This is a genomic window from Streptomonospora mangrovi (genome assembly GCF_027604915.1).
Taxonomy (GTDB): domain Bacteria; phylum Actinomycetota; class Actinomycetes; order Streptosporangiales; family Streptosporangiaceae; genus Streptomonospora; species Streptomonospora mangrovi.
Genome location: NZ_JAJAQC010000021.1, coordinates 39,824 through 62,158 on the forward strand (window position 1 = coordinate 39,824; position 22,335 = coordinate 62,158).

Below are 22,335 nucleotides of genomic sequence, written 5' to 3' on the forward strand. Positions count from 1 at the left end.
CGGTGGGGGTGCGCGGGTGTGCGGAAGGCCGCGCGCGCCGCTCAGGCGGTGGGCACCACCAGCGTCGCGGGGTCGTCCTCGGGCGAGCCGAACACCACCTGGTCGCCCGCTTCGGTCTCGTTGACGTAGCGCGCGTCCTTGGTGTCGACCACCAGGGCCAGCCGGTGCCCGGCGGGGACGTCCCACACCACCGGCTCCAGCTCCACGTCCACGGCCACCGGCTCACCGGGCCGCGCCTCGCGCAGCGTGTAGGGCTCGTGGGTGATCAGCGCCCCGGTGCCCCGGGAGTTCACCGCGTAGAGGTAGACGTAGAGCGACTGCTCCTCGGCGGTGGGCGTGACGGTGAGGTGCGCCCGGGGCGCGCCGCTGACCCGCACGCCCTCGGCGTAGGGGGCGCCCGTCCACACCCCGGCGTTCCTGCGGTTGACCAGCGGCAGCGACACCCCGGTGGGGATGTCGGCGAACTGCTGGAGGGCGCCGGAGAGGAACAGCGTGCCGCTCTCGGCGGTGGTGCCGGCGCCGGCGTTGACCGTGTACTCCCACCCGTTCTCCGGCGCGGTCTCCAGCCCGCCGGTGGACTGCCAGTTGGTCCAGGTGCGCTCGGGCCGGCCCAGGTGCAGGGTGGTCTCCTGGGCCGTCACCGACTCCCAGTCGGGGTAGGCCGCCCAGTCGCCGCGCCCGTTGTTGGGCTTGACGCGGACGGGCGCCTCGGCGTCCACGCCGTTGTCGACGCCGCGCAGGTGGTGGTCGAACCAGCGGGTCAGCGACGCCCAGGTCTCGTTGGGCAGGCCGAACGCGCCGAACGCCTCGGGGGTGGCGTGGTCGCCGGGGGAGAGCATGAGGCGCTTGGGGCCGGTCAGGTCGGTGTAGAAGTCGGTGAGCTGGCCGGGCGGGAAGATGCCGTCGTTCCAGGCGTGGCCGATCATGACGGCGGTGCCGTTGGCGTTGATGGCGTCGATCTTGGTGGCGGCCGACCGCTCGGGGGCCAGTTCCAGGGCCGGCTGCACGTTGCCGCGCCGGTACTCCTCCTCCATCTCGCGCAGCGCCGCGCCGGGGCGCCCGGTGAGGTTGGCCGAGCCCAGCAGCAGCTCCACGGCCTGGTAGCTGATGGTCTCGTTGGAGTAGATCGACTCGGCGAGGTCGGACCAGCCGCTCATGGCGCCGACGGCGCGCACGCGGTCGTCGGCGGCGGCGGTGAGCAGGCTGATCCCGGCGCCGTAGGAGATCCCGGCCATGCCGATCCGCTCGGGGTCGGCGTCGGTGTTGGCCAGCGCCCAGTCGATCACCGCGCTGGCGTCGGCGACGTCTGCGGGGCCGGCGACCTCGACCTCGCCGCCGGAGTCCCAGAACCCGCGCGAGGTGTAGCTGATCACCTGGTAGCCGGACTCGTAGGCCAGGCGGTGGGCGGCGCCCACGTAGAGGAGGTTGTTGGTGGACCAGGCGGCGGGCATGACCAGCAGCGGGTGCGGGCCGTCGCCGGGCGGGGTGATGACCATGGCGGCCAGGTTGACGCCGCCGGAGCCGGGGATGGCCCGGTAGTCGACGTCGACCCCGGCGGGGACGGCCTGGGTGGTGTCGGCGTGTGCGGGCAGTGCTGGTGCGGACACGAGGAGTAGTGCGGCGAGCGCGCTCGCCGCGAGGGCGCGGACAGGGGGCATGGGCACCTCGGACGCGACGTCCGGCCCCGAGGGCGGGCCGGAGGGGGGGCGGGGGATCGGGGGCGGGGGGAGAGGGGGAGAGAAGGGGGTCGTGGCAGGCGGGCGGGGGCGGTCGCGCCTCCGCCGGAATCCGCGCGCCTACCGGACGGTAAGTTACTGCGACGTTAAGTTAGTCCGCGCGCCGCGCCGTGTAAAGGGGGCCAAGGGCGCCCGTCCGCGCCGGGGTGGCCGGGCGCGCCCGGTCGCCGGCGGCGCGGCCGCCTCCGGCACCGGCGGACCCGTGCCGCCGCCCGGTCCGGCGCCGCCCGGTCCGGCGCCGGCCGGCCGGGGTCAGTCGCCGCCGGGCGGCAGGCCCAGTGCGGGCAGGATCGCCTGGTCCACGACGGCGTCGATGTAGGCGTCGTCGGGCGGCACGGAGTGGTCGTGGTCGAGGCCGTACTTGATGATCAGCGCCTCCCCGATGTCGAGGACGACCGGGGTGAGCCGCGCGGGGTCGACCACGCCGTGCTCGGCGTAGTGGAGCAGGACGGTCTGTGTGAAACGGCCGCCGCGCTCGCCGAAGACGCGGGCGTAGACCGCCTCGACCAGTTCGGGGTGGCGGTCGCGCGCGGTCACGACCTCGGCGACCGCGCGCGCCCCCAGGGAGGACATCCAGTCGCGCATCATCCGCAGTGCCCGCACCAGGTCGCCGCGCAGGTCGTCGGTCGACGGCGAGGGCTCCTCCTGGGGGAAGACGCGGAGGAAGGCGTCGACGAGGACTTCGTGCGGCGACGGCCAGCGCCGGTAGAGCGAGGTCTTGGCCGTGGCCGCCCGCCGGGCGATGCCCTCCATCGTCATCCGGTCGACGCCGACCGCGAGCAGCTCCTCGATCGCCGCGTCGTGGATGGCGTGCACCAGTTCCTCGCCGCGCCGCCGGGTCGCACCGGGGCGCCGTACCGCGCCGTCGTCACTCACCTGTCCGCCACTCTTCTAGATACGCCAACGTATTCTATGATGCACCTTTGAGATACGCCAGCGTTTCTTATTGTGCTAGATTAGATACGTCAGTGTTTCTTATCCGGTCCGCCGTCCCGCGGACTCCCCGGAAAGGTACCCCCGCATGCCTCCCACCTCCGTCGCGGCCCCACGCGGAGCCGTGACCGCCGCCGAGAGGTCCCTCGCCCCCGACCTGGCCCGCGGCGTCATGCTGCTGGTCATCGCCGTCGTCCACGCCCACATCCTGCACGGCCTCGCCCACGGCGGCGCCGCCCCGTCGAGCGCGGTCGACACGGTCACCTCGGTGGTGGTCCTCGCCTTCGGCGAGGGCCGCGGCTACCCGATGTTCGCGGCCCTCTTCGGCTACGGACTGGCCAGCATTTACGCGCGCCGGACCGCCCAGGGCGACTCGTGGCCGACCGTCCGCTCGCTGATCCGCCGCCGGGGGCGCTGGCTGTTCGTGTTCGGCATCCTGCACACCCTCCTGCTGTTCTTCGGCGACATCCTCGCCGTCTACGGCCTCATCGCGCTGATGTTCGCCGGGATGCTGGTCCGCAGCGACCGCCGCCTCCTCGCCTGGGGCGCCGTGTGGGCCGTCGGCGGAACGGGCCTTTACACACTGGTCAACAACCTGCTGGTGGCCGACGTCGAGGGCGACACCCAGGTCCTGGCGCACCCCCTGACCGACATCGTCACCCGCGCGATGACCTGGCCGGCCATGGCCCCGCTGCTGCTCGTCACGTCGGTGTTCCCCTTCCTCGTCGGCGTCTGGGCGGCCCGCCGCAACCTGATGACCGCGTCGGAGCGCAACCGCGCGCTGCTGGTGCGCACGGCCGCCATCGGCATCCCGGTCGGCGTCATCGGCGGCCTGCCCTACGCGCTCATCTCGGCCGGCGTGTGGGACGGCGGCCCCGCTGCGGCGGCGGTCACCGGGTGGGCGTTCATGCTCACCGGCTACGCGGGCGGGTTCGGCTACGCCGCCCTCATCGCCCTGATAGCGGCCCGGATGGGCGCACGGCGCGGGCCGGTGGCCACGGCGCTGGCCGCGTGCGGGGAGCGGTCGTTGACCTCCTACCTGCTCCAGTCCGTCGCCTGGATCGTGCTCTTCGCCCCCTACATGCTCGACCTCGCGGTGCGCGTCAACGGGACGGCGGCGGTCGCGATGGGCGTCGGTGTCTGGGTGGCGACGGTCGTCCTCGCCGACGTGCTGCGCCGGGCCGGGATCCGCGGCCCCGCGGAGTGGGTGCTGCGCCGACTCTCCTACGGCCCGCGGCACACCGCCCGCGGCGTGGCGGCCGGTCAGTCGGCGGCGCACCGGTAGGCCGGGTACACCGCACCGAACGACACACCCGGTTCCCCCCGCTGGAGGCCGCATCCGCCCTCCAGCGGGGGAACCGGCAGGCCGCCGCCCAGCACCACGGGGCGGAGGAGCACACGGGTGGACGAGCACACGGGTGGACGAGCAACCGGAACCCGTCGACCAGGCCGAGCCGGAGGAACGGCGTCGCCGGCCTCGGCCCGCCGAGGTCCATGTCGCCGCCCGGCTCGGCCGAGAGCCGGGCGGCCTCGCCCAGGCGGTCGCCCGGACAGCCGCGAGCGCCCCCGACCTCGGTGGGGGGTTGAGACCGACGACGCTCCCGACCGGAAGGACGCGGCCGCGCGTTCCCCGACGCGCGCCCTACTCGGCGACGCGCGGCGGCAGCGCCAGCCCGATGTGCTCGCCGATCTCCTCGATGAGCCCCAGGTCGGCGAGCCGGAACGAGCCCCGGTTGCTCCGCCGGATCAGCGTCACCGCGCCCCGCACCCCCCGGCTGCCGCGCAGCGGCACGCACATCAGCGACCCCGCACCCAGCGCGCTGAGCACCGGCGCGCCGGTGCGCGCCCGGCCCAGCACGGTCTCGTCCTCGATGAGCTGGTTGAGCACCGACTTGCCGCTGGCCAGCACCGTGCCCGGGATCTCGGAGTCGCTGGGGTCCAGGGCCGCGAGCAGGTCGTGCTGGGCGTCCTCCCCGGGCGGACCCGACACCACGGCCCGGCGCGGCCGGTCGGCGCTGTCGGGCATGTCGCAGACGTCCACCACCACCCAGTCGGCGTAGGAGTCGGCCAGCAGCGCGGCGGCCTCCTCCAGCGCCAGCGGCCCCTTGCCGCCGCCCGGCCCGGCGCTGGCCAGCAGCAGCCGGGTCATCCGCGTCAGCACGTCCAGCCGGCGCGCCGCCAGCACGACCACCTGGTCCTCGACCTCGGCCTCAAGGGGTGCGGGGCCGTCGTCCTCGGCGGCGTTCAGCGGCGGCGACATGACCACCAGCACCATCGGCGCGGCCTCGGTGGAGACCTCCAGGCGGGTCAGCGTCACGTGCACGTCCTCGGCCCACCCGCGCTGGGCCAGCCGGGAGTCGAACGACGCCGACTCCCCGTTGCGCAGCACGGCCGCCAGCCAGGAGCGCATGGCCGCGCGGCGGCGCAGGTCCACGAAGTTGGAGAACGGCTTGCCCGACAGGTAGCCCGGCGTGCTGCCGAGCCGCTCGGCGCCGATCGTGTTGATGCGCCGGATGTAGCCCTCGTGGTCCAGCAGCACCACCGGCACGGTCAGCTCGGCGAAGACCGCCCGCAGCAGGGCGCGCTCGTCGTCGCCGTTGCCCCGGCGCGGCGCGGCGGTCTCGGCGGCCTCGGCCAGCCGGCGGCCGCAGTCCTTCAGCAGCTCCTCGGCGAACCCGAGTTCGGCCAGCGCGGCCTCGGCGGTGCCGGCGGCGTCGCCCGGGTACATGGCCTGCGTGCTGCGCAGCGCGGCGACGCGGTCGCTCAACTCGGTGATCTCACGCTGCAACTCGGCGAGGTTCTCCGGCACGCTCACTCCCGACTGACGATGGCCGGGGCCGGCCCTCGGGCGGCGGCCCCCGGACGACGCTAACGCATGGACCGCCCCATCGAGATCAGGGCTACCGTGGAGACGTGCGGACGGCCGCGCGAGGTTCCGCCGCCGGAAGCCGACGACCGGAAACCGACCACCGGAAGCCGACAGCCGAAAGGGGACTCCGCTCATGTGGGTCGACCGCCTCGCGCGCGAGATCGGCGCCTTGGGGCAGGCCGAGAACGCCACCCCGGAACGGGCGCTGGACCAGATGAGCGCTGCGGCGGCCCGCGCCGTGCCCGGCTGCTCGGCGGCGCTGGTGGTGATCTGGCGCGACGTCGGCGCCGACTCCGCGCCCGCGGCCGGGCGGCACGTGGTGGTCGACTACGGCGCCTCCCACCCCGATCTGGCCACCGCCTTCGAGCACCAGTACACGACCGACGAGGGACCCACCGTCGAGGCCGTGCGCGACATGCGGCCGGTGGCCGTGGGCGACGTCCTGCGCGAAAACCGCTGGCCCAACTACACCAGCATGGCCGTGCAGTGCGGCGACCGCTCCTCGGTGACCTTCCCCTCCGAGTTGGAGGGCGAGGTCGTGACCTTCGGGGTGCACGCCGTGCGCCCCGACTCGTTCGACGAGGCGGTCGTCACCCCGGTGGTGGCGCTGCTGGCCGAGCACGCGGCGTCGGCCCTGCACAGCGCCGACCGCTACACCGACGTCGCCCGCGAGGCCGCCCACATGCGCCGCGCCATCACCGTGCGCGCGGTGATCGACCAGGCCAAGGGCATCATCATGCACGCCCGGGGATGCGACGCCGCCGAGGCGTTCGAGGAGCTGCGCCGGGTCGCCCAACGCAACCGCCTCAAGGTCGCCGACGTCGCCCGCAGCCTGGTGGCCGAACACGCCCAGCACGCCGACACGGGCGGCAGCCGCTAGAGCGCCGGCAGACGTGTACCTGGGTTTGGCCCTGGTCCTGGTCCTGGTGCTGGTCCTGTCCTGGGTCTCGGCTCAGGCAGGCGGTCACCGGCCAGCGGGGTGGGTGGTCGGGGTGGGCGGCGAGGGCGGCGGAGGGCTCGGGCGCGCGGTCATCGGTCAGCAGGGCGGATGGTTGAGGTAGCGGCGGGGCGGCGACGGCGGCGCGGGTCCGGACGGGCGGTCATCGGTCAGCAGGGCGGATGGTTGAGGTAGCGGCGGGGCGGCGACGGCGGCGCGGGTCCGGACGGGCGGTCATCGGTCAGCAGGGCGGGTGGCCGGGGTGGGCGACGGGCGCGGCGGGGGTCCATGGCCTGGTCTCCGCTCCGGGTGGCCGGTGGAGGGGGCGGGTGAACAGAACTCGCATCTCGTCTGCGCTCGGCGCCGCGATTCCTCATGGTTTGCCCGGTTTGTCGCTGACAAAGTCGGTCCCGACGGCCCCGGAAGGGCTTGTGGAGGACCTGAGCGTCCACATGGTGAGATGCTCGGGGCAGGATGGGCGCCCTTATGTCTGCTATGCCTGATTCTGGGGCCAATGAAAGTGCTCTACCGTTCAGAAGGGCAATGGAAAGCCGCACCTCGTGGTGAAAGAGGCTGTTTTCGTCTCACCATGTGAGATTTTCGGGGGGCGGTGACCGACTTGCCCGGTTTGCGAACGAGCCGGGAGTCGCCAACCGGGGCGAACGACGGATCCGGCGCCCGCGAGCCCCCAGCCCCCGCCGCCTCGTCACCTACCTCAACCGCTGGTGCGCGGTCCGATCACCGCGCGCCCGAACCCTCCGCCGCCGTCGCCGCCCACGTCACCACCCCGGCCGTCCGCCCCGCTGACCGGTGACCGCCTGCCGGGCCACCCGCTGCCGTTGGTGCCCCGTCGTCACCTTGGCACCCGCCCCGCTGTCCGGTGACCGCCCGCCCTGGCCGCCCGCTGCCGTCGCCGCCCCCGTCGCCCCCTCCGCCATCCGTCCCGCGACTCGATCGCCGCCTGCCCGGACCATCCGCCGCCGTCGGCGCCCCGTCGCCACCCTCACCATCCACCCCACCGATCGGAAAACGCTTACCTCGCCTCGCACTCAGGACCTTGGTCACGTGTTGGCGGGCAGGTGTGTGACGCGTACCGCATCGCCCGCGCGCGCGGCGTATCAGTGTGGTCAAGGCAAAGACCGAATCCTGTATCGCCTACTGTTGTGCCGCTAGTGTTGACCGCAGCGGATTACCCCCGTGCGACGCACCGGCGCGTGCGGCGGGGGCGAACCCGGCCCCGGCCCGCCGAGCGGGCGCGGTCGGCGATCCGGCGCGCAGCGCTTCCGAACCAGGGAGCTGGGCGGCGAGTGAGCGGATTTTCTGCGGCGCGCAGCGCCCCCCCGGCGAGTATCGAGGAGCATGACTGTGGCATCGGATATCCCGGTGCGGGCCGAGGGCGACGTGGTCGTCGTCTCGCCCGCGGGCGAACTGGACGCCGTGACGTCCCCGGGGCTGGCCGACGTGCTGAACGACATTCTCGGCGACCCCGACTCCTACCGGGGCGTCGTAATCGACCTCTCCCAGGTGACCTTCTGCGACTCCCGCTGCATCGGCGTGCTGGTGTCGTCCTTCCGGCAGGCCCGCGACAAGGGCATCGGGCTGGCCCTGTCGGCGCCCCAGCGCACGGTGCTGCGGCTGTTCATGATCGCCGGGATCGACCAGGTCATCCCTATCGAGGAGGACACCGGCCACGCGGTGGAGTCGGTCCTGGCGTGAGGTGACCCGCGCGCGGAGCCGCCGGTTCCGGCGCGCCCGAGCACCCAAGAGCCCGAGCACCCAAGCGCCCGCGCACCCAAACACCCGAGCACGTCCCGCCCCGGCTCCGCCCCTCTCGGCTCGCCCCCTCGGGGCTCAGCCGCCCCCGGCTCAGCCGCGCAGGTGCAGCCGGATCAGCGTCCCCCCCGCGGCCGCGCTGATCTCCATGAAGTCGCAGAGCTGGCGGGTGATCCACAGGCCGTAGCCGCGCGGGCTGTAGGGGTCGGCGGGGTGGTAGCCGCTGAGCGGGTCGCGCAGCTCGCCGCCGTGGTCCAGGACGTCGCACACCACCCACCCCGGTCTGCGCCACAGCGCCACGGTGCCCGACCCGCCGCCGTGCTCGACCACGTTGGCGGCCAGCTCGTTCACGGCCAGGACCAGGTCGTCGCGCCGCTCGCGGGGTACCGCGGCATCGGCGGCGAGTTCGGCGAAGCGGCCGCGCAGGGCGCCCAGGTCGGCGGTGATGGCCATGCGCAGCGCCGCGCCGCTGGGCGCGGGCAGCGGGCGGCGGACGTCGGCGGCGTTGAAGACGGCGGGGTCGGTGTAGTCGGGGCTGGCCACCTCCCGCTCGGGGGTGAGCAGCACCGGGTGGGTGCGGCGCACGGTGCGCAGCACCACCTCGGGCAGGCCCCGGGTATCGTGCAGGCACAGCATGCCCAGCCGGGTCTCGGCCAGGGCGGCCCCCAGCGCGGAGTCCAGCCGGTGCCACTCGCGCAGCGGCATGGGCTCGCTCACCGGCAGCGGGGGCTCGCCCACCACCAACACCCGGCGGGGGTGCTCGGCGCGCGCCCGCCGGTGCAGCACGGCCAAGGTGCGGCCGGGGGCGTCGTAGAACCCGGCGTGCCCGGCCACGTGCACGCGGGCCGCGTCGGCGGCGCCCAGCTCGGCCAGCAGGACGTCGCGCGTGGAGTCCGAAGCGGCCAGCACCGTGTGCTCGCCCCGCTCCAGCGCGGAGCGCAGGCGGGGCACCACGGTGCGGCGCAGGTGCTCGGCGGAGTCGAACAGCACGGCGTGGTGCTCGAACCCCCTGAGATCGTCGCGGTCCAGCCGCGCGGACTCCACGTGCGACGTCATAACCTCACCCCGGGCCACCCTCCCAGCCGGGACGCGCGGTGGCGCCGCCGGCTGCTGCGTCTGGTCGGACTGCTTCGGCCCCAGCGGTGGACCGGGGCGCCCGCCCTGGCCCGGCGCCGTCCGCCGGAACGGACTCTAGTCGGCATCGGCGCCGGCCGCGCGGGGCAGTTCGGCCTCGCGCTCGGGGCACACGCGCCGGTACACCTGCTCGGTCTCGCCGGCCACGCGCTCCCAGGCGTAGCGGGAGGCCGCGCGGTCCACGCCGGCGATCCCGTAGGCCGTGGACATCGTGGGCTCGCCCAGCATCGTCCGCACGGCGCGGGCGATGGCGTCGGGCCGCGAGGCACGCAGCAGGGTGCCGGTGGTGCCGTGCACCACGGCGTGGGCCGCGCTGCCGGTGCCGCGGGCGATCACCGGCAGGCCGCAGGCCATGGCCTCGACCACCGCACCGCCGTAGGGCTCGTAGGCGGCCCCGGAGACGAAGACGTCGGCCGAGCGCAGCAGGCGCGGCAGCTCCTTGCGGGACAGCGGGCCGGTCAGGGCGACGCGGTCCTCGACCCCGGCCTCCTTGGCGTGCAGCTCCAGGCGGCGGGCGTCTTCGTTGAGGGGGACCTCGACCTGCGCCGGGCCTGCGACGACGGTCAGTTCGGCCTCGGGCAGCCGGCGCAGCGCGTCGATCAGCACCTCGGCGCCGCCGTGGGAGAGGTCGGCGACGGTGACGACGCGGGTCCGCCCCTTCTTGCGCGGGCTCCAGGTCTCGGCCGTGGTGGCGCCCTCGGGGCTGAACTGGTCGGCGTCGACGCCGAAGGGCACCACGCTCACGCGGTTGCGCGGCACGCCCATGCGGGCGAGCTCGAAGCGCTGGTCGTCGGAGTTGACCACCACCGCGTCGGCGCGGCCGGCGACGGCGGCCTCGATGCGGGCGCGGTCGGGGCGGGCGGCCAGCCCCGCGCGGCGCTCGGCGACGTTGAGGGAGTGGAAGGTCTGCACGACCGGCAGCGGCTCGGGGGTGTCGACCCCGCTGGCGGCGGTGATCGCCGCCAGGCCGCTGGTCCAGCCGACGGCGTGGAGGACGTCGGGGGTGTCCTCGGCGATCCGCTCGGACAGCAACGCCGCGAAGGCGCCGGTGTGCTCGGCGGCGTTGTCCTCCGACAGGGGCCGGGCGGGGCCGGCGGCCAGGTGCTCGACGTTCACGCCGCGCCCCATGCGGGCGCGCTCGGGCTGCTCGGGGTCCTGGCGGCGGACGTAGACGGTGACGCGGTGGCCGAGCTTGGCCAGGTGGCGGGACAGCGCGGCGATGTGGACGCTGTCGGCGCCGGAGGGCTCGCCCTTGTGGGCGGGGAGCGGGTTGGCGTGCTCTACGACCATGGCGATCTTCACGTGTGGCTCCTCATGGCGAGACGACGACCCGGAACGAAGGCGGGTGCTGGGCCGATGGCGTGCGGTGCCGCGCCGGGCGCGGCGGAGCCGGCATGCGCGGCGCGGGGGAGCGGCGCCGTCCGCCGCGGGGCGCGGCGGAGCGAGCGGCACCGGACACCGGGCACGCGGCGGGAGGGGGTGGAAGAGGGGAGTCGGTACTCCGCGGGGAGTGGCTGCTCCGGATAAGAAAAAAGCTGGGCCAGACGCATGTGAATCACACCTTGAGCGTTCGCGGGAGGAAACGAAAAAGCGCTCGCAAGTCCGCGGACACCAAAGGGTGGCCCGGCGCGAGCGCGCGAACGTCGGTGTGTCTGCGTCTTAGACACCCAACGCGACTGATTGTGCCAGACACCGGGCGGCGGCACAACCCCCGGTCCACGTGCGCCGACGCCGCCGCCCGCCGCCGCGCGGAGTTTGGCCCCCATCGGCAGGGGCAGGGTGGGCGCAAGGCGAACGGCGGATGAACGGCGAACACGGGCGCTCAACCGCCGTGTCGCGACACCGCACAGGTCCGCGGCCGTGCGGCCCGGACCGGAGACGGAGGCCCACATGACCGCGCGGCCACCCCGGCAACGAGCCCCGGCACCCCACGCGCGGGCCGGCCCCCGCGAGCCCGGCGACCCCCTGCCCGGCTACACCGGCACCGGGCGGCTGGCCGGGCGCCGCGCCCTGGTGGTGGGCGGCGTCTGGGGCGGCGGACCGGGGCGGGCCGTGGCCACGGCCCTGGCCAAGGAGGGCTGCGCGGCGGTGGCCGTGGCCGACCGCGCGCCCGGCGGGCGCGGACCGGGCGCGGGCGCCGTGCCCGCGGAGGGGCCGGGCGACGACCCCCTCCGCGCGCTGGCCCGCCAGTTGTCGTCCCTGGGGGCGTGGGCGCTGCCGATCCACTGCGACCCCGGCACCGAGCGCGACGTGCGCGCCGCCGCCGCCCACACCCTGCTGGAGTTCGGCTCGGTGGACGTGGTGGTGGTGTGCGAGGGCGCCCCCGAGCCCTCCGGCCCCGCCGGCGCCGTGCCCTCCGCGCGCGCGGCGGCGCGCGAGAGCCTGCTGGCGCGCGGCCTGCGGCTGGTGCGCGGCGTGCGGTCGCTGCTGGGCGAGGGCGCGGCGGCGGTGGTGCTGGCCGAACCGGTCCTGGCCGAGCCGGGGCGCTCCCGGCCGGCCGGCGCCGAGGCGGGCGCCGGCACCGCGATCACGGTGAACGGGGGCGCCCGCGCGGCGCGCCGCGCCGCCGCCGAGGACGCCCGGCGCGGCGGCGTGCGGCTCAGCGGGCTGCTGGCCGGGCGCCGCGACACCGACGCGGAGGTGGCGGCGGCGGTGGTGCGGCTGGCCGCCGGCGCGGTCCGCAGCGGCGACGTGGTGGAAGTGGCGCAGGTGCTCCGCGCCTCCGTCTGACCGAAAACAACGGAAACGGCGGTGGGGAGTGGCCGGAGCGGGCGGATACTCGCCTCCGGAGCCGAGGAAACCGTACTTTGGAGGCGGGAACCGGAACAGGAACTGCGTATGGGGGCGATTTCCGCCATGATGTACGCGGATTTTGACCACGATCAGCGGTCCCCCGATACGGTTGCTTGATCAACGCGCCTTGGCCGCGGTCCGGCTTGGCGCCGCTTGGGACTGTTCGGCAGGTACTGCCGTTGAAACAGGAGGTTAGGGCGCATGGGTGTCGCCGGCGGGGAAGTCACTGTCACAGCCCTCACGCACCGGGGCGCTGTTCGCTCGGCCAACGAGGACGCCGTGGTCATGGGTGCGCTCACCATCGCCAGCGCCAACATGACGATGCCGGTGCGCTGCGTCCTGCCGCTCACCGAACCGGTGGTGATCGCCGTCGCCGACGGCCTGGGCGGCCACGCTGCGGGTGAGATCGCCTCCGAGCACGCCGTGCACCGCATGGCCGAGATGAGCCCGCGCCTGCTCAGCCCCGACGACGTCGACGTGCTGCTGAAGAACATCGACGAGGAGATCAAGGACCACGCCAACCAGCACACCGAGTTCTCCGGCATGGGCACCACGGTCGCCGGGCTGCTGCTCAACGGCGACGGCAACTTCTGGTTCAACGTGGGCGACTCCCGCACCTACCGGCTGGAGGGCACCCGGCTGCGCCAGCTCTCCCAGGACGACTCCCCGCCGCTGCCGCCCTCCGACGACGGCAAGCCGGTGACCACCAACTTCATCACTCAGTCGCTGGGCGGCAGCGGCAGCACCGCGATGGTGCCCCACGTCGGCCGCGACCACGAGCCCGACCCCGGCACGTGGCTGATGTGCAGCGACGGCCTGAGCGACCTGGTGGCGCTGGAGGACATGGAGCGCATCATCGCCGAGGCCGGCAGCGACGAGGCCGCCGTGCACGCCCTGTGGCAGGCGGCCATGGACGCCTCGGGCCGCGACAACATCAGCATCCTGCTGGCCCGCCGCATGTAGCCGGCCCCCGCGCATACGAACGGCGGCCCTCGGAGCAGCGCTCCGGGGGCCGCCGTTCGTATGCGCGTCTGTGTGGGCCGTGTGCGCGGGTCAGCCCTGGGCCGGGGGGCCGGGGCGGCGGCGCATGCGCACGAGCAGGATGACGATCAGCGCCACGATCGCGATGCCGCCGACCACGGCGCCCACCGGCCCGAAGGTCGACAGGGGGTCGGCGGACTCCGTCGCGGCCGGGGACTCCTCGGCGGGTGCGGAGGAGCCGGTGGAGTCGTCCTCCGGCGCGGCCGCCGTGTCCTCCGCCGAGGGGCTGGGCTCGGGCACGGCCTCCTCGGAGAGGGTGAAGGTGAGGTCGTCCTCCAGGATGTGGCCGTCGGCGGAGACGATCCGGTAGGCCACGGTGTACTCGCCGGCGGTGTCGAGTTCGCCCAGCGGCACCGACGCCTCGGCGCCGTCGACGGTGACCTCGCCGTCCTGGTAGGTCCGGCCGTCCTGCGGGCCGGTCACCACGATCGCGTTGGCGCCCTCGCCGACGTCGGCGTTGAAGGTGAGCACCACCTCCTCTGGGGCGGTGTCCAGCTCGGCCTCGTCCTTGGGAGAGGAGTCGATGAGCGTGTTGTGCGCCAGGGCGGCGGGCGCGGCGCCGACACCGAGTACGGCGGCGGCGCCCAGGGCCGAGGCGAGCACGGCCAGGCGGCGCGCGGCGCGGCGCCGGGGCGCGGACGCGAGGGCGGGGGCGGGCGGGACGGCGGGGTTCATCGGGTCGGTCACCTTCCGGGCGGGGGTGTGCGGCCCGTCCGGCGCGGGCGGGCGCACACCGGTGGCTCCCCGTGCGGCGCGCGGCCGTGGGCGGGGCGGTGTTCGGATGCGGCGCGGGGGCGCTCAGAGCGGGCGGAGCACGGTCGGGACGGCGGCGCGCCGCCGCTCCGGCGCGCGCGGCGCCGCACCAGTCCGAACCTAACCGAGCCGTGCGCCCCGGTGCACGCCGCACCCCGGGCGGGCGGCGGTCAGGATGCGGCGGGCAGCAGGTCGCGGCGCAGGTAGCGGCGGTCCTCGGGCGTGGTGCCGCCCCAGACGCCGTGGGGTTCGCCCGCGCGCAGCGCCCAGTCCAGGCACTCCTGGCGCACCCGGCACGTGCGGCACACGGCCTTGGCCAGTTCGGCGTCGGCGCGCCCGGGCCCGGTGGTGCTGACGGGGAAGAAAAGCTCGGGGTCGTACTGGCGGCACGCGCCCTGCTCGACCCAGTCCTCGCTCTCGTGGTAAAGGCGGTTCACCAGGAGCCTCCGTTCCCTGGCCGGTCCGCTCGGCGCGGGGCGGAGGCCGCGGCCGCGCGAGGGACGAGATGTGGTCGCGGCTCGGCCGGGGTCCGGCTCCTTCGCCGCTGATGCGACCTATCGTAGTACTACGAGCGGTCGTACTACAGGGAGTCTGCCAAAATTCGGAGCACCGGATCAACCCGGCGGTCCTGGTGAGGGGCCGCGCCCGGGGCGGGTGCGGGGCGGGGCGGATGTGCCGCGTTCGCCATGGTCGCGGCGCCGCTACCCCGAAACCGCCGGAACTCCCGCCCGTGCGGGCGCGGGTTTCGGGCCTGCGTCACCCAGGGTTTATGTCGCCTGGTGGGAATGTCGCGAGGATTCACCCGAATTGGTGTGATGTAAGACACCCTTAAGATTCCCTGGGCCTACCCCTATGTTTGGCTGTTGCCACGCAGGTCGCCCGTGTGAGACGCTCCGCCCACGGCCGCGCCGCGCCCCCGCCGCGAGGGGGCGGAACCCCCTGGTGGCACCCGCGTGTCGCGCACCCCCGCCGCGCCGCCCCCGGCCCCCGCGCCGACCACCCAAGGTGACGGCCCCCGGCCAAATCCACGGACCTACCCGGCGCAACATGGCTGAAACATTTGCGGCGAATCTGCGGAAATCGCTGCTCAGGAACGTTCGCTATGTTCCGACAACGTGCCTCACCAACAGAGCCATGTGCCCCACGGAACACGTGACGACCAGACGAGCGCGCCCTCGCCGGCCGCGCCGGAACCCGCTGTAGCCGGCGGCGCCGACGACGGCGTCCGCCTGGCCGCGCCGGTCCTGGGCGACGGACCCGACCTGTGGCGCCTGGCCCGGCTCGCCGGCCTGGCCCTGAACTCGCCCTACTGCTACACGCTGTGGACGCGGGACTTCTCGGCCACCAGCGTGATCGCGCGCGACGCCGACGGGCAGGCCCGCGGCTACATCATCGGCTACGTCCGCCCCGACGCGCCCGACACCTACTTCCTGTGGCAGGTCGGGGTGGACCCGGCGTTCCGCGGGCGGCGGCTGGCGCGCCGGATGATCGACCACGTCGGCGACCGCATCACCGAGCGCGGACTGACCCACCTGGAGGCGACGGTCACGCCGGACAACGCCGCGTCGCGCGCGCTGTTCGCCTCCTTCGCCCGCGCCCGCGGCTGCGAGGCCGCCTGGTCGCCGCTGTTTCGCCCCGAGCACTTCCCGGCCGAAGCCGCCGAGGACGACGAGTACGAGGACCTGGTCCGCATCGGCCCGCTGGGACGGGCGGGCTCCTGACCACCGCGGACCCACTCCGGCAACGACCCACGATCCCGACAACCCCGTGCGTCATTCGCCCGGCAACCCGCGACCCGGGTCCGGGGGAGAGGAATGAAGGAAGCACCATGGAGATCTTCGACCGCCTCGAATCCGAAGTCCGCAGCTACTGCCGCAGTTGGCCGGTCGTCTTCAACGAGGCGCGGGGCAGCCACATCTTCGACGAATCGGGGCGCCCCTACCTCGACTTCTTCGCCGGCGCCGGCTCGCTGAACTACGGGCACAACAACCCGGTGCTCAAAACCAAACTCATCGAGTACCTGATGGCCGACTCGGTCGTGCACAGCCTCGACGCCTACTCCGTGGCCAAGCGCGACTTCCTGACCGCCTTCGGCGACATCGTGCTGGCCCCGCGCGGCCTCGACTACAAGGTGCAGTTCCCCGGCCCGGCCGGCAACAACGCGGTCGAGGCGGCCCTCAAACTCGCCCGCAAGTACACCGGCCGCGAGACCGTCATCAGCTTCACCAACGGCTTCCACGGCATGACCCTGGGCGCCCTCGCCGTCACCGGCAACTCCATGAAGCGCGGCGGGGCGGGCGTGCCGCTCAGCCACGCCGCCACGATGCCCTTCGACGGCTACATGGACGGCCAGACGCCCGACTTCCTGTGGCTGCGCAGCCTGCTGGAGGACAGCGGCAGCGGCCTGGACGCCCCCGCCGCCGTGATCGTGGAGACCGTCCAGGGCGAGGGCGGCATCAACGTCGCCGGCGCCGAGTGGCTGCGCGGTCTGGAGGCGCTCTGCCGCGAGTACGACATGCTGCTCATCGTCGACGACATCCAGATGGGCTGCGGGCGCACCGGCCCGTTCTTCAGCTTCGAGCACGCCGGGATCACCCCTGACATCGTCACGGTGTCCAAGTCCATCAGCGGCTACGGCCTGCCGCTGGCCCTCACCCTGTTCAAGCGCGAGCTGGACGTGTGGGAGCCCGGCGAGCACAACGGCACCTTCCGCGGCCCCAACCCGGCGTTCGTCACCGGCACCGCCGCGCTGGAGACCTTCTGGCGCGACGACGCGCTGGCCCGCGCCACCGCCGCCAAGGGCGCGCTGATCGAGCGCCGGCTGGGCGAGGTCGCCGACGAGCTGGGTCCCGAGGAGGCGCACGTGCGCGGCCGGGGCATGGCCTGGGGCCTGGTCCTGCACCGCGAGGGCGCCGCCAAGGCGCTCAGCCGCGAGGCGTTCGAGCGCGGCCTGCTGCTGGAGACCTCGGGTCCCGAGGACGAGGTCGCCAAGCTGCTGCCGCCGCTCACCACCACCGAGGAGGAGCTGGAGCAGGGCCTGGCGATCATGGCCGAGTCGGCGCGCGCCGTGATGAAGGAGCCGCTTCCGGCGTGATCATGCCCGCTCCTGAGCGGGTAGTCCACCATCGCAATGGCCTGTGCGGAGGCCGGGGCCCGGCGGGTGCCGGGCGCCGCCTCCGGGCCGGCCCACCATGAAGCAACCAGGAGGAGTAAGCACCTTGATCGTGCGCAGCCTTCAGGACGTCGACGGAACCGACGCCGATGTCAGGACCGAGACCTGGCGCAGCCGCCGCGTCGTCCTCGCCAAGGACGGCGTCGGGTTCTCGTTCCACGAGACCGTCCTCTACGCGGGCACCGAGACCAGCATGTGGTACGCCAACCACATCGAGCTGGTGCACTGCATCGAGGGCGAGGCCGAGGTCACCAACGACGACACCGGCGAGACCTTCCTCATCACGCCGGGCACCCTGTACCTCCTCAACGGCCACGAGCACCACACGGTGCGGCCCAAGACCGACTTCCGGGTGCTGTGCGTGTTCAACCCGCCGGTCACCGGCCGCGAGGTGCACGACGAGAACGGGGTCTACCCGCTGCTGACCGAGGACGGCGAGGAGGCGAAGGGCTAGCGGACGCGCGGCGGGGGCGGCCAGGGCGCCCCGCCCGCCGCCCGGCCGGCCCCCCCGCGCGGGGGCGACGGGCGGCGGCCGGCGGCACACCGGCCCGGGGGCGCGAGCCCCCGGCGGGACGGGGGACACGGGGGCGAGGAGAAACCGGCGGAACACCCAGCGACCAGAGGACCAATGGCCCGCCGCGACGGCGGGCCGCACTCCGCAGCAACCGAAGGAGCGAATCCCTCAGGGGTAAGGCCATGAGTGTGTTGACCACCGAATTCGAGCAGCCGACCATGGACGACTACCCGTCCCGCAAGCACCACACGCCCGCGCTGATCTACCGCCGCGACCGCGCCGTGTGGGGCGACGCCGACTCCGGCCCGCTGGACGACGCCGCGCTGCGCGGCTACGACGAGCGCGGCTACCTCCAGATCGAGGAGCTGATCACGCCGGCGGAGGTGGCGGACTACACCGCCGAGCTGCACCGCCTCAGCGCCGACCCCCGGCTCCGGTCGGACGAGCGCGTGGTGGTGGAGCGCGGATCGCAGGAGGTCCGCTCCATCTTCGAGGTGCACCGCATCAGCGAGGTGTTCGCCGAACTGGTGCGCGACCCGCGGATCGTGGAGCGCGCCCGCCAGATCCTGGGCTCCGACGTCTACATCCACCAGAGCCGGGTCAACAACAAGCCGGGGTTCTCGGGCACCGACTTCTTCTGGCACTCCGACTTCGAGACCTGGCACGCCGAGGACGGCATGCCGCGGATGCGCGCGGTCAGCATCTCCATCGCGCTCACCGACAACCACGTGCACAACGGCTCGCTGATGATCATGCCGGGCTCGCACCGGACCTTCGTGTCCTGCGTGGGCGAGACCCCGCCAGACCACTACCGCGAGTCGCTCACCCGCCAGGAGGTCGGCACGCCCGACGAGGGCAGCCTGTCCATCCTGGCCGAGCAGCACGGGATCGACGTGCTGACCGGCCCGGCCGGCGGCGCGATCATGTTCGACTCCAACTGCATGCACGGTTCCAACGGCAACATCACGCCCTACCCGCGCGCCAACGTGTTCGTCGTCTACAACAGCGTCGAGAACACGTGCGTGGCGCCGTTCGCCGCGGCCAAGCCGCGTCCGGCGTTCCTGGGCGCGCGCGATTTCACCGCGGTGTGATCCCGGCGCAACCGCCGGTCAATGAAGACCACGACAGTGGAACCAGGACAAATCGGGCCACTCCGTGGCGCGATCGTTACGGGGCCGGTCTCGGCCAGGCGGCGGGGTAACCAGTGCATAACGTGCTATTCCACCGCAGTTAGTCCGAAGCGATCATGGGCACGGAGTTCGCAGCAACTGTCCTTGCAACGCGACCCGCGTGACCGGGGGTACTGAGACGCCCTGCTCCACGCCCCGACCGGGGCCGTCTCTGGGCCACGCACGGCGTGTACGACGCACCGACGGAAGCGGCGCTTCCTCCCCGCCGGGAGGGAGCGCCGCGCCGTCCGCCAACCCTGGTTTCACGATGAGGAGACGAAGACGATGAGGAACACCAATCCCCTTGGCCGCCTGGGCCGCCGCGACGCGCTGCGCGTCGGCGGCGTCACCGCCGCCGCCCTCGTGGCGGTGCCCGGCCTGGCCGCGTGTTCGCGGACCGAGCCCCGCGAGGGCCAGTCCACGCTGGACGCGCTGCGCGAGCAGGGCTTCATCCGCGCCGCCATCAACAACGAGCCCCCCTTCGGCTTCATCGACGAGGAGGGCAACGTCACCGGCGAGGCGCCCGAGCTGCTGCGCGCCATCGCCAAGGAGATGGGCATCGAGGAGGTCCAGGCCGAGACGGTGGCCTGGGACGGCCTGATCCCGGGGCTGAAGGCCAACCGGTTCGACGTCGTGGCGGCCGGCATGTACATCACCCCCGAGCGCTGCGCGGAGGTCGCCTTCGCCGAGCCCGACTACAAGGTGCTCCAGGCGTTCATGGTGCCCAAGGGCAATCCCGACAACATCGAGACCTTCGAGACCTTCGCCGAGAACCCCGACCTGAAGGTGGCGGTGCTCAACGCCTCGGTCGAGCAGGAGTACGCCGAGGGCGCGGGCGTGCCCGCCGAGCAGATGGAGTTGGGCGACAACGCCGTCGGCATGATCGAGCTGCTGGAGAAGGGCCGCGTCAACGCGGTGGGGCTGAGCACCTTCTCGCTGAACTACCAGCTCAAGCAGCGCAACATGGGCGACGAGTACGAGGTCACCGAGGGCTTCACCCCGGTGGTCGACGGCGAGGAGGTCAAGCCGGCCGGCGCGTTCGCGTTCCGCAAGGGCGACACCGAGCTGCGGGACCGCTTCAACGAGGTCCTGGCCGACTTCAAGCAGAACGGCCGGCTCACCGAGATCGGCGAGCCGTTCGGGTTCGACGAGACCGCCCACCCCGGGGACCTCACCACCGAAGAGCTGTGCTCGGAGTAACAGGTAAGGCAGAGGTTTCCTCGTGGATTTCTTCGTCTCGACATTCCCGATGTACCTGGCCGGGGCCGGTATCACGCTCCTGCTCACGGTCGCCGGCTCCGCGCTCGCCTTCGTGCTGGCGATGGCGGTCGGCATCCTGGGCACGCTGCGCAACCCCGTGGCCCGGGGCATCGCGACCTTCTACACCGAGGTCTTCCGGGGCGTGGCCGCGCTGGTCGTGATGTTCTGGCTGGCGTTCGCGATCCCGCAGATCACGCCCTACCAGCTCGACATCAACTTCGCCGCCATCCTGGCGCTGGGCCTGAACGTCGGCGCCTACGGCGCCGAGGTCGTGCGCGCCTCGATCAACGCCGTCCCCCGGGCCCAGACCGAGGCCACCGTCGCGCTCAACATGTCGTGGGCGCGGCGCACCTGGCGGGTGATCCTGCCGCAGGCGTGGGCGCAGATGCTGCCGACCTTCGGCAACCTGGTGATCGAGCTGATGAAGGCGTCGGCGATCGTGTCGCTGGTCGGCGTGGCCGACCTGACCCAGATCGCCAACCAGCAGCGGGCCGCCACCGGTGACACGGTGCTGGCCTTCACCAGCGCGCTGGTCATGTACTTCGTCATCGCCCAGGTGCTGGTGCTGGGCGTGCGGCTGCTGGAGCGGCGGGCCAACCGCCGCCTGGGCCGGACCCCGGCCGGCGGCGGGCTGCTGGCGCTGCTGCGCCCGCCCGCGGCCACGACCCGAGCGAAGGTGACGGCCCTGTGATGTGGGACACCGAGTTCGCCATCGGGATCATCCCCCAGTTGCTGGAGGGCCTGGTCGTCACCGTCCAGGCGACCGTGCTGGGGTACGCGGTCGCGCTGGTGCTGGGCCTGGCCGTGGCGCTCATCCGCCGCGTGCGGGTGGTGGGGCCGCTGGTCTTCGCGGTCTTCGAGTTCATCCGCTCCACGCCGCTGCTGGTCCAGTTGTTCTTCGTCTTCTACCTGGCGCCGGCCAACCTCACGCCGCTGACCATCGGCGTGGCGGTGCTGGGCGTGCACTACGCCGCCTACACCGCCGAGGTCTACCGCTCGGGCATCGAGGGTGTGGCCAAGGGGCAGTGGGAGGCGTGCCGCGCGCTGAGCCTTCCGCCGCTGCGGGTGTGGGGCGCGGTGGTGCTGCCGCAGGCCATCCGCAAGGTCATCCCGGCGCTGGGCAACTACCTCATCGCCATGTTCAAGGACACGCCGCTCCTGTTCGCCATCACCGTCCACGAGATGATGTTCGTCGCCGACACCATCGGCAGTGAGACGTTCCGCAGCATGGAGGCCTACACCCTGGTGGGCCTGCTGTTCCTCCTCGTGAGCGTGCCGTCCGCCATCGTGATCCGACGTCTGGAGCGCCGATATGCCGCAGTCTGAGCCGACCACCGGCGTGCAGTCCGCAGAGGCGGCACCCGCCGGCCCCATCATCCGATTCGACAAGGTGGTCAAGCGCTACGGCGACAACGTCGTGCTGCGCGAGCTGGACTTCACCGTGGACCCCGGCGAGCGCGTGACGCTCATCGGGCCCAGCGGTTCGGGCAAGACCACGATCCTGCGCCTGCTGATGACCCTGGAGACCGTCGACGGCGGTGTCATCTGGGTCGACGGCGACCCCCTCAGCCACATGGAGCGCAACGGCAAGCTGGTCAAGGCCAACGAGGCCCACCTGCGGCGCGTGCGCAGCCGGATCGGGATGGTCTTCCAGCAGTTCAACCTGTTCCCCAACATGAACGTGCGGCGCAACATCACCGAGGGACCCGTGCACAGCCTGGGGGTCTCCAAGGACGAGGCCAACCAGCGGGCCGAGGAGCTGCTGGAGCTGGTGGGGCTCAGCGACAAGATCGACGCCCACCCCACCCAGCTCTCCGGCGGGCAGCAGCAGCGCGTGGCGATCGCCCGCGCGCTGGCCATGCGGCCGCAGATCCTGCTGCTGGACGAGGTCACCTCGGCGCTGGACCCCGAACTGGTGGCGGGGGTCCTGGACGTGCTGCGCGACATCGCCCAGAGCACCGACATCACCATGCTGTGCGTGACCCACGAGATGTCCTTCGCCCGCGACGTCTCGCACCGCGTGATGATGTTCGACCACGGCCAGATCGCCGAGGAGGGCACCCCCGAGAAGATCTTCGGCGACCCCCAGCAGGAGCGCACCCGGACCTTCCTCAAGGCGGTCCTGGAGCACGGCTGAGGCGTCCCCTCGGGCTGCGGGGCGGGGGGGGGGGGGGCGCCCGGGGGGCCCCCCCCCCCCCCCCGCGCCCCCGGGGTGGGTAAAAAAAAGACGGGAAACACAAAAACGGTGCAA

20 protein-coding genes are annotated in these 22,335 nt (G+C 73.3%); 13 read left to right on the forward strand and 7 right to left on the reverse strand.

What is annotated here, in order from left to right:
* Positions 1-41: 41 nt before the first annotated feature.
* Both LG943_RS14260 and LG943_RS14265 read right to left on the reverse strand, forming a co-directional pair.
* Positions 42-1,658, reverse strand: a complete 1,617-nt coding sequence (locus tag LG943_RS14260) for a CocE/NonD family hydrolase (protein ID WP_270072757.1) — start codon at positions 1,656-1,658, stop codon at positions 42-44.
* Positions 1,659-1,988: 330 nt separating this feature from the next.
* On the reverse strand, positions 1,989-2,612 hold the full coding sequence (locus LG943_RS14265) for a TetR/AcrR family transcriptional regulator (protein ID WP_270072758.1): 624 nt from the start codon (positions 2,610-2,612) through the stop codon (positions 1,989-1,991).
* 145 nt (positions 2,613-2,757) lie between these two features.
* On the opposite strand from LG943_RS14265, the gene LG943_RS14270 reads away from it, so the two are divergent.
* Complete coding sequence (locus LG943_RS14270) at positions 2,758-3,954, forward strand: DUF418 domain-containing protein (RefSeq protein ID WP_270072759.1); 1,197 nt, start codon at positions 2,758-2,760, stop codon at positions 3,952-3,954.
* Between the two features lie 357 nt (positions 3,955-4,311).
* Here LG943_RS14270 and LG943_RS14275 read toward each other — a convergent pair whose 3' ends face one another.
* Positions 4,312-5,478 carry a GAF domain-containing protein gene (locus LG943_RS14275; protein WP_270072775.1) on the reverse strand — a complete coding sequence of 389 codons (1,167 nt, stop codon included), beginning with the start codon at positions 5,476-5,478 and terminating at the stop codon, positions 4,312-4,314.
* 193 nt (positions 5,479-5,671) lie between these two features.
* Here LG943_RS14275 and LG943_RS14280 point away from each other — a divergent pair, with 193 nt between their 5' ends.
* Positions 5,672-6,418 carry a GAF and ANTAR domain-containing protein gene (locus LG943_RS14280; RefSeq protein WP_270072760.1) on the forward strand — a complete coding sequence of 249 codons (747 nt, stop codon included), beginning with the start codon at positions 5,672-5,674 and terminating at the stop codon, positions 6,416-6,418.
* 1,422 nt (positions 6,419-7,840) lie between these two features.
* Positions 7,841-8,191 carry an STAS domain-containing protein gene (locus tag LG943_RS14285; RefSeq protein WP_270072761.1) on the forward strand — a complete coding sequence of 117 codons (351 nt, stop codon included), beginning with the start codon at positions 7,841-7,843 and terminating at the stop codon, positions 8,189-8,191.
* Positions 8,192-8,341: 150 nt separating this feature from the next.
* On the opposite strand, the gene LG943_RS14290 is transcribed toward LG943_RS14285, so the two are convergent.
* Both LG943_RS14290 and LG943_RS14295 read right to left on the reverse strand, forming a co-directional pair.
* Entirely contained in the window at positions 8,342-9,304 is a 963-nt protein-coding gene (locus tag LG943_RS14290; protein WP_270072762.1) for a sensor histidine kinase, read from the reverse strand.
* 135 nt (positions 9,305-9,439) lie between these two features.
* Positions 9,440-10,684: a glycosyltransferase gene (locus tag LG943_RS14295; protein ID WP_270072763.1), complete on the reverse strand. Its 1,245-nt coding sequence runs from the start codon at positions 10,682-10,684 to the stop codon at positions 9,440-9,442.
* Positions 10,685-11,272: 588 nt separating this feature from the next.
* Between LG943_RS14295 and LG943_RS14300 the strand changes: the two genes are divergently transcribed.
* Complete coding sequence (locus LG943_RS14300) at positions 11,273-12,112, forward strand: hypothetical protein (protein ID WP_270072764.1); 840 nt, start codon at positions 11,273-11,275, stop codon at positions 12,110-12,112.
* Positions 12,113-12,376: 264 nt separating this feature from the next.
* Entirely contained in the window at positions 12,377-13,138 is a 762-nt protein-coding gene (locus tag LG943_RS14305) for a PP2C family protein-serine/threonine phosphatase (protein ID WP_270072765.1), read from the forward strand.
* A gap of 90 nt (positions 13,139-13,228) precedes the next feature.
* Here the strand turns inward: LG943_RS14305 and LG943_RS14310 are convergent, their stop codons facing one another.
* Together LG943_RS14310 and LG943_RS14315 are read right to left on the reverse strand one after the other, a co-directional pair.
* A complete protein-coding gene (locus tag LG943_RS14310) occupies positions 13,229-13,891 on the reverse strand; it encodes a copper resistance CopC family protein (protein WP_270072766.1) in 663 nt (220 codons plus the stop codon).
* A 248-nt stretch (positions 13,892-14,139) separates the two neighbouring features.
* A complete protein-coding gene (locus LG943_RS14315; RefSeq protein WP_270072767.1) occupies positions 14,140-14,406 on the reverse strand; it encodes a WhiB family transcriptional regulator in 267 nt (88 codons plus the stop codon).
* A 678-nt stretch (positions 14,407-15,084) separates the two neighbouring features.
* Here LG943_RS14315 and ectA point away from each other — a divergent pair.
* From ectA to ehuA, 8 genes are all read left to right on the forward strand, one after another.
* Positions 15,085-15,690, forward strand: a complete 606-nt coding sequence (gene ectA / locus LG943_RS14320; protein WP_408648593.1) for a diaminobutyrate acetyltransferase — start codon at positions 15,085-15,087, stop codon at positions 15,688-15,690.
* A 107-nt stretch (positions 15,691-15,797) separates the two neighbouring features.
* Positions 15,798-17,063: a diaminobutyrate--2-oxoglutarate transaminase gene (ectB, locus tag LG943_RS14325; protein ID WP_270072768.1), complete on the forward strand. Its 1,266-nt coding sequence runs from the start codon at positions 15,798-15,800 to the stop codon at positions 17,061-17,063.
* 124 nt (positions 17,064-17,187) lie between these two features.
* Positions 17,188-17,595, forward strand: a complete 408-nt coding sequence (locus LG943_RS14330; RefSeq protein ID WP_270072769.1) for an ectoine synthase — start codon at positions 17,188-17,190, stop codon at positions 17,593-17,595.
* 242 nt (positions 17,596-17,837) lie between these two features.
* Positions 17,838-18,746, forward strand: coding sequence for an ectoine hydroxylase (gene thpD, locus LG943_RS14335; protein ID WP_270072770.1), 909 nt, complete (start codon positions 17,838-17,840; stop codon positions 18,744-18,746).
* 363 nt (positions 18,747-19,109) lie between these two features.
* Positions 19,110-20,024 (forward strand): ectoine/hydroxyectoine ABC transporter substrate-binding protein EhuB, encoded by a 915-nt coding sequence (gene ehuB, locus LG943_RS14340; protein ID WP_270072771.1) that lies wholly within the window; start codon positions 19,110-19,112, stop codon positions 20,022-20,024.
* A 22-nt stretch (positions 20,025-20,046) separates the two neighbouring features.
* On the forward strand, positions 20,047-20,775 hold the full coding sequence (ehuC, locus tag LG943_RS14345; RefSeq protein WP_270072772.1) for an ectoine/hydroxyectoine ABC transporter permease subunit EhuC: 729 nt from the start codon (positions 20,047-20,049) through the stop codon (positions 20,773-20,775).
* Entirely contained in the window at positions 20,772-21,410 is a 639-nt protein-coding gene (gene ehuD / locus LG943_RS14350; RefSeq protein ID WP_270072773.1) for an ectoine/hydroxyectoine ABC transporter permease subunit EhuD, read from the forward strand. Before ehuC ends, ehuD begins: the two co-directional genes overlap by 4 nt.
* Positions 21,397-22,221 (forward strand): ectoine/hydroxyectoine ABC transporter ATP-binding protein EhuA, encoded by an 825-nt coding sequence (ehuA, locus tag LG943_RS14355; protein ID WP_270072774.1) that lies wholly within the window; start codon positions 21,397-21,399, stop codon positions 22,219-22,221. The genes ehuD and ehuA overlap by 14 nt, the downstream gene beginning before the upstream one ends.
* The last annotated feature ends 114 nt before the right edge of the window (positions 22,222-22,335 follow it).

Excerpts from the sequence above, each read along its gene's own strand:
- LG943_RS14260 (WP_270072757.1), bottom strand. The coding sequence starts at position 1,658 with ATGCCCCCTGTCCGCGCCCTCGCGGCGAGCGCGCTCGCCGCACTACTC.
- LG943_RS14270 (WP_270072759.1), top strand. The coding sequence starts at position 2,758 with ATGCCTCCCACCTCCGTCGCGGCCCCACGCGGAGCCGTGACCGCCGCC.
- LG943_RS14280 (WP_270072760.1), top strand. The coding sequence starts at position 5,672 with ATGTGGGTCGACCGCCTCGCGCGCGAGATCGGCGCCTTGGGGCAGGCC.
- LG943_RS14290 (WP_270072762.1), bottom strand. The coding sequence starts at position 9,304 with ATGACGTCGCACGTGGAGTCCGCGCGGCTGGACCGCGACGATCTCAGG.
- LG943_RS14300 (WP_270072764.1), top strand. The coding sequence starts at position 11,273 with ATGACCGCGCGGCCACCCCGGCAACGAGCCCCGGCACCCCACGCGCGG.
- LG943_RS14305 (WP_270072765.1), top strand. The coding sequence starts at position 12,377 with ATGGGTGTCGCCGGCGGGGAAGTCACTGTCACAGCCCTCACGCACCGG.
- LG943_RS14310 (WP_270072766.1), bottom strand. The coding sequence starts at position 13,891 with ATGAACCCCGCCGTCCCGCCCGCCCCCGCCCTCGCGTCCGCGCCCCGG.
- ectB (WP_270072768.1), top strand. The coding sequence starts at position 15,798 with ATGGAGATCTTCGACCGCCTCGAATCCGAAGTCCGCAGCTACTGCCGC.
- thpD (WP_270072770.1), top strand. The coding sequence starts at position 17,838 with ATGAGTGTGTTGACCACCGAATTCGAGCAGCCGACCATGGACGACTAC.
- ehuB (WP_270072771.1), top strand. The coding sequence starts at position 19,110 with ATGAGGAACACCAATCCCCTTGGCCGCCTGGGCCGCCGCGACGCGCTG.
- ehuA (WP_270072774.1), top strand. The coding sequence starts at position 21,397 with ATGCCGCAGTCTGAGCCGACCACCGGCGTGCAGTCCGCAGAGGCGGCA.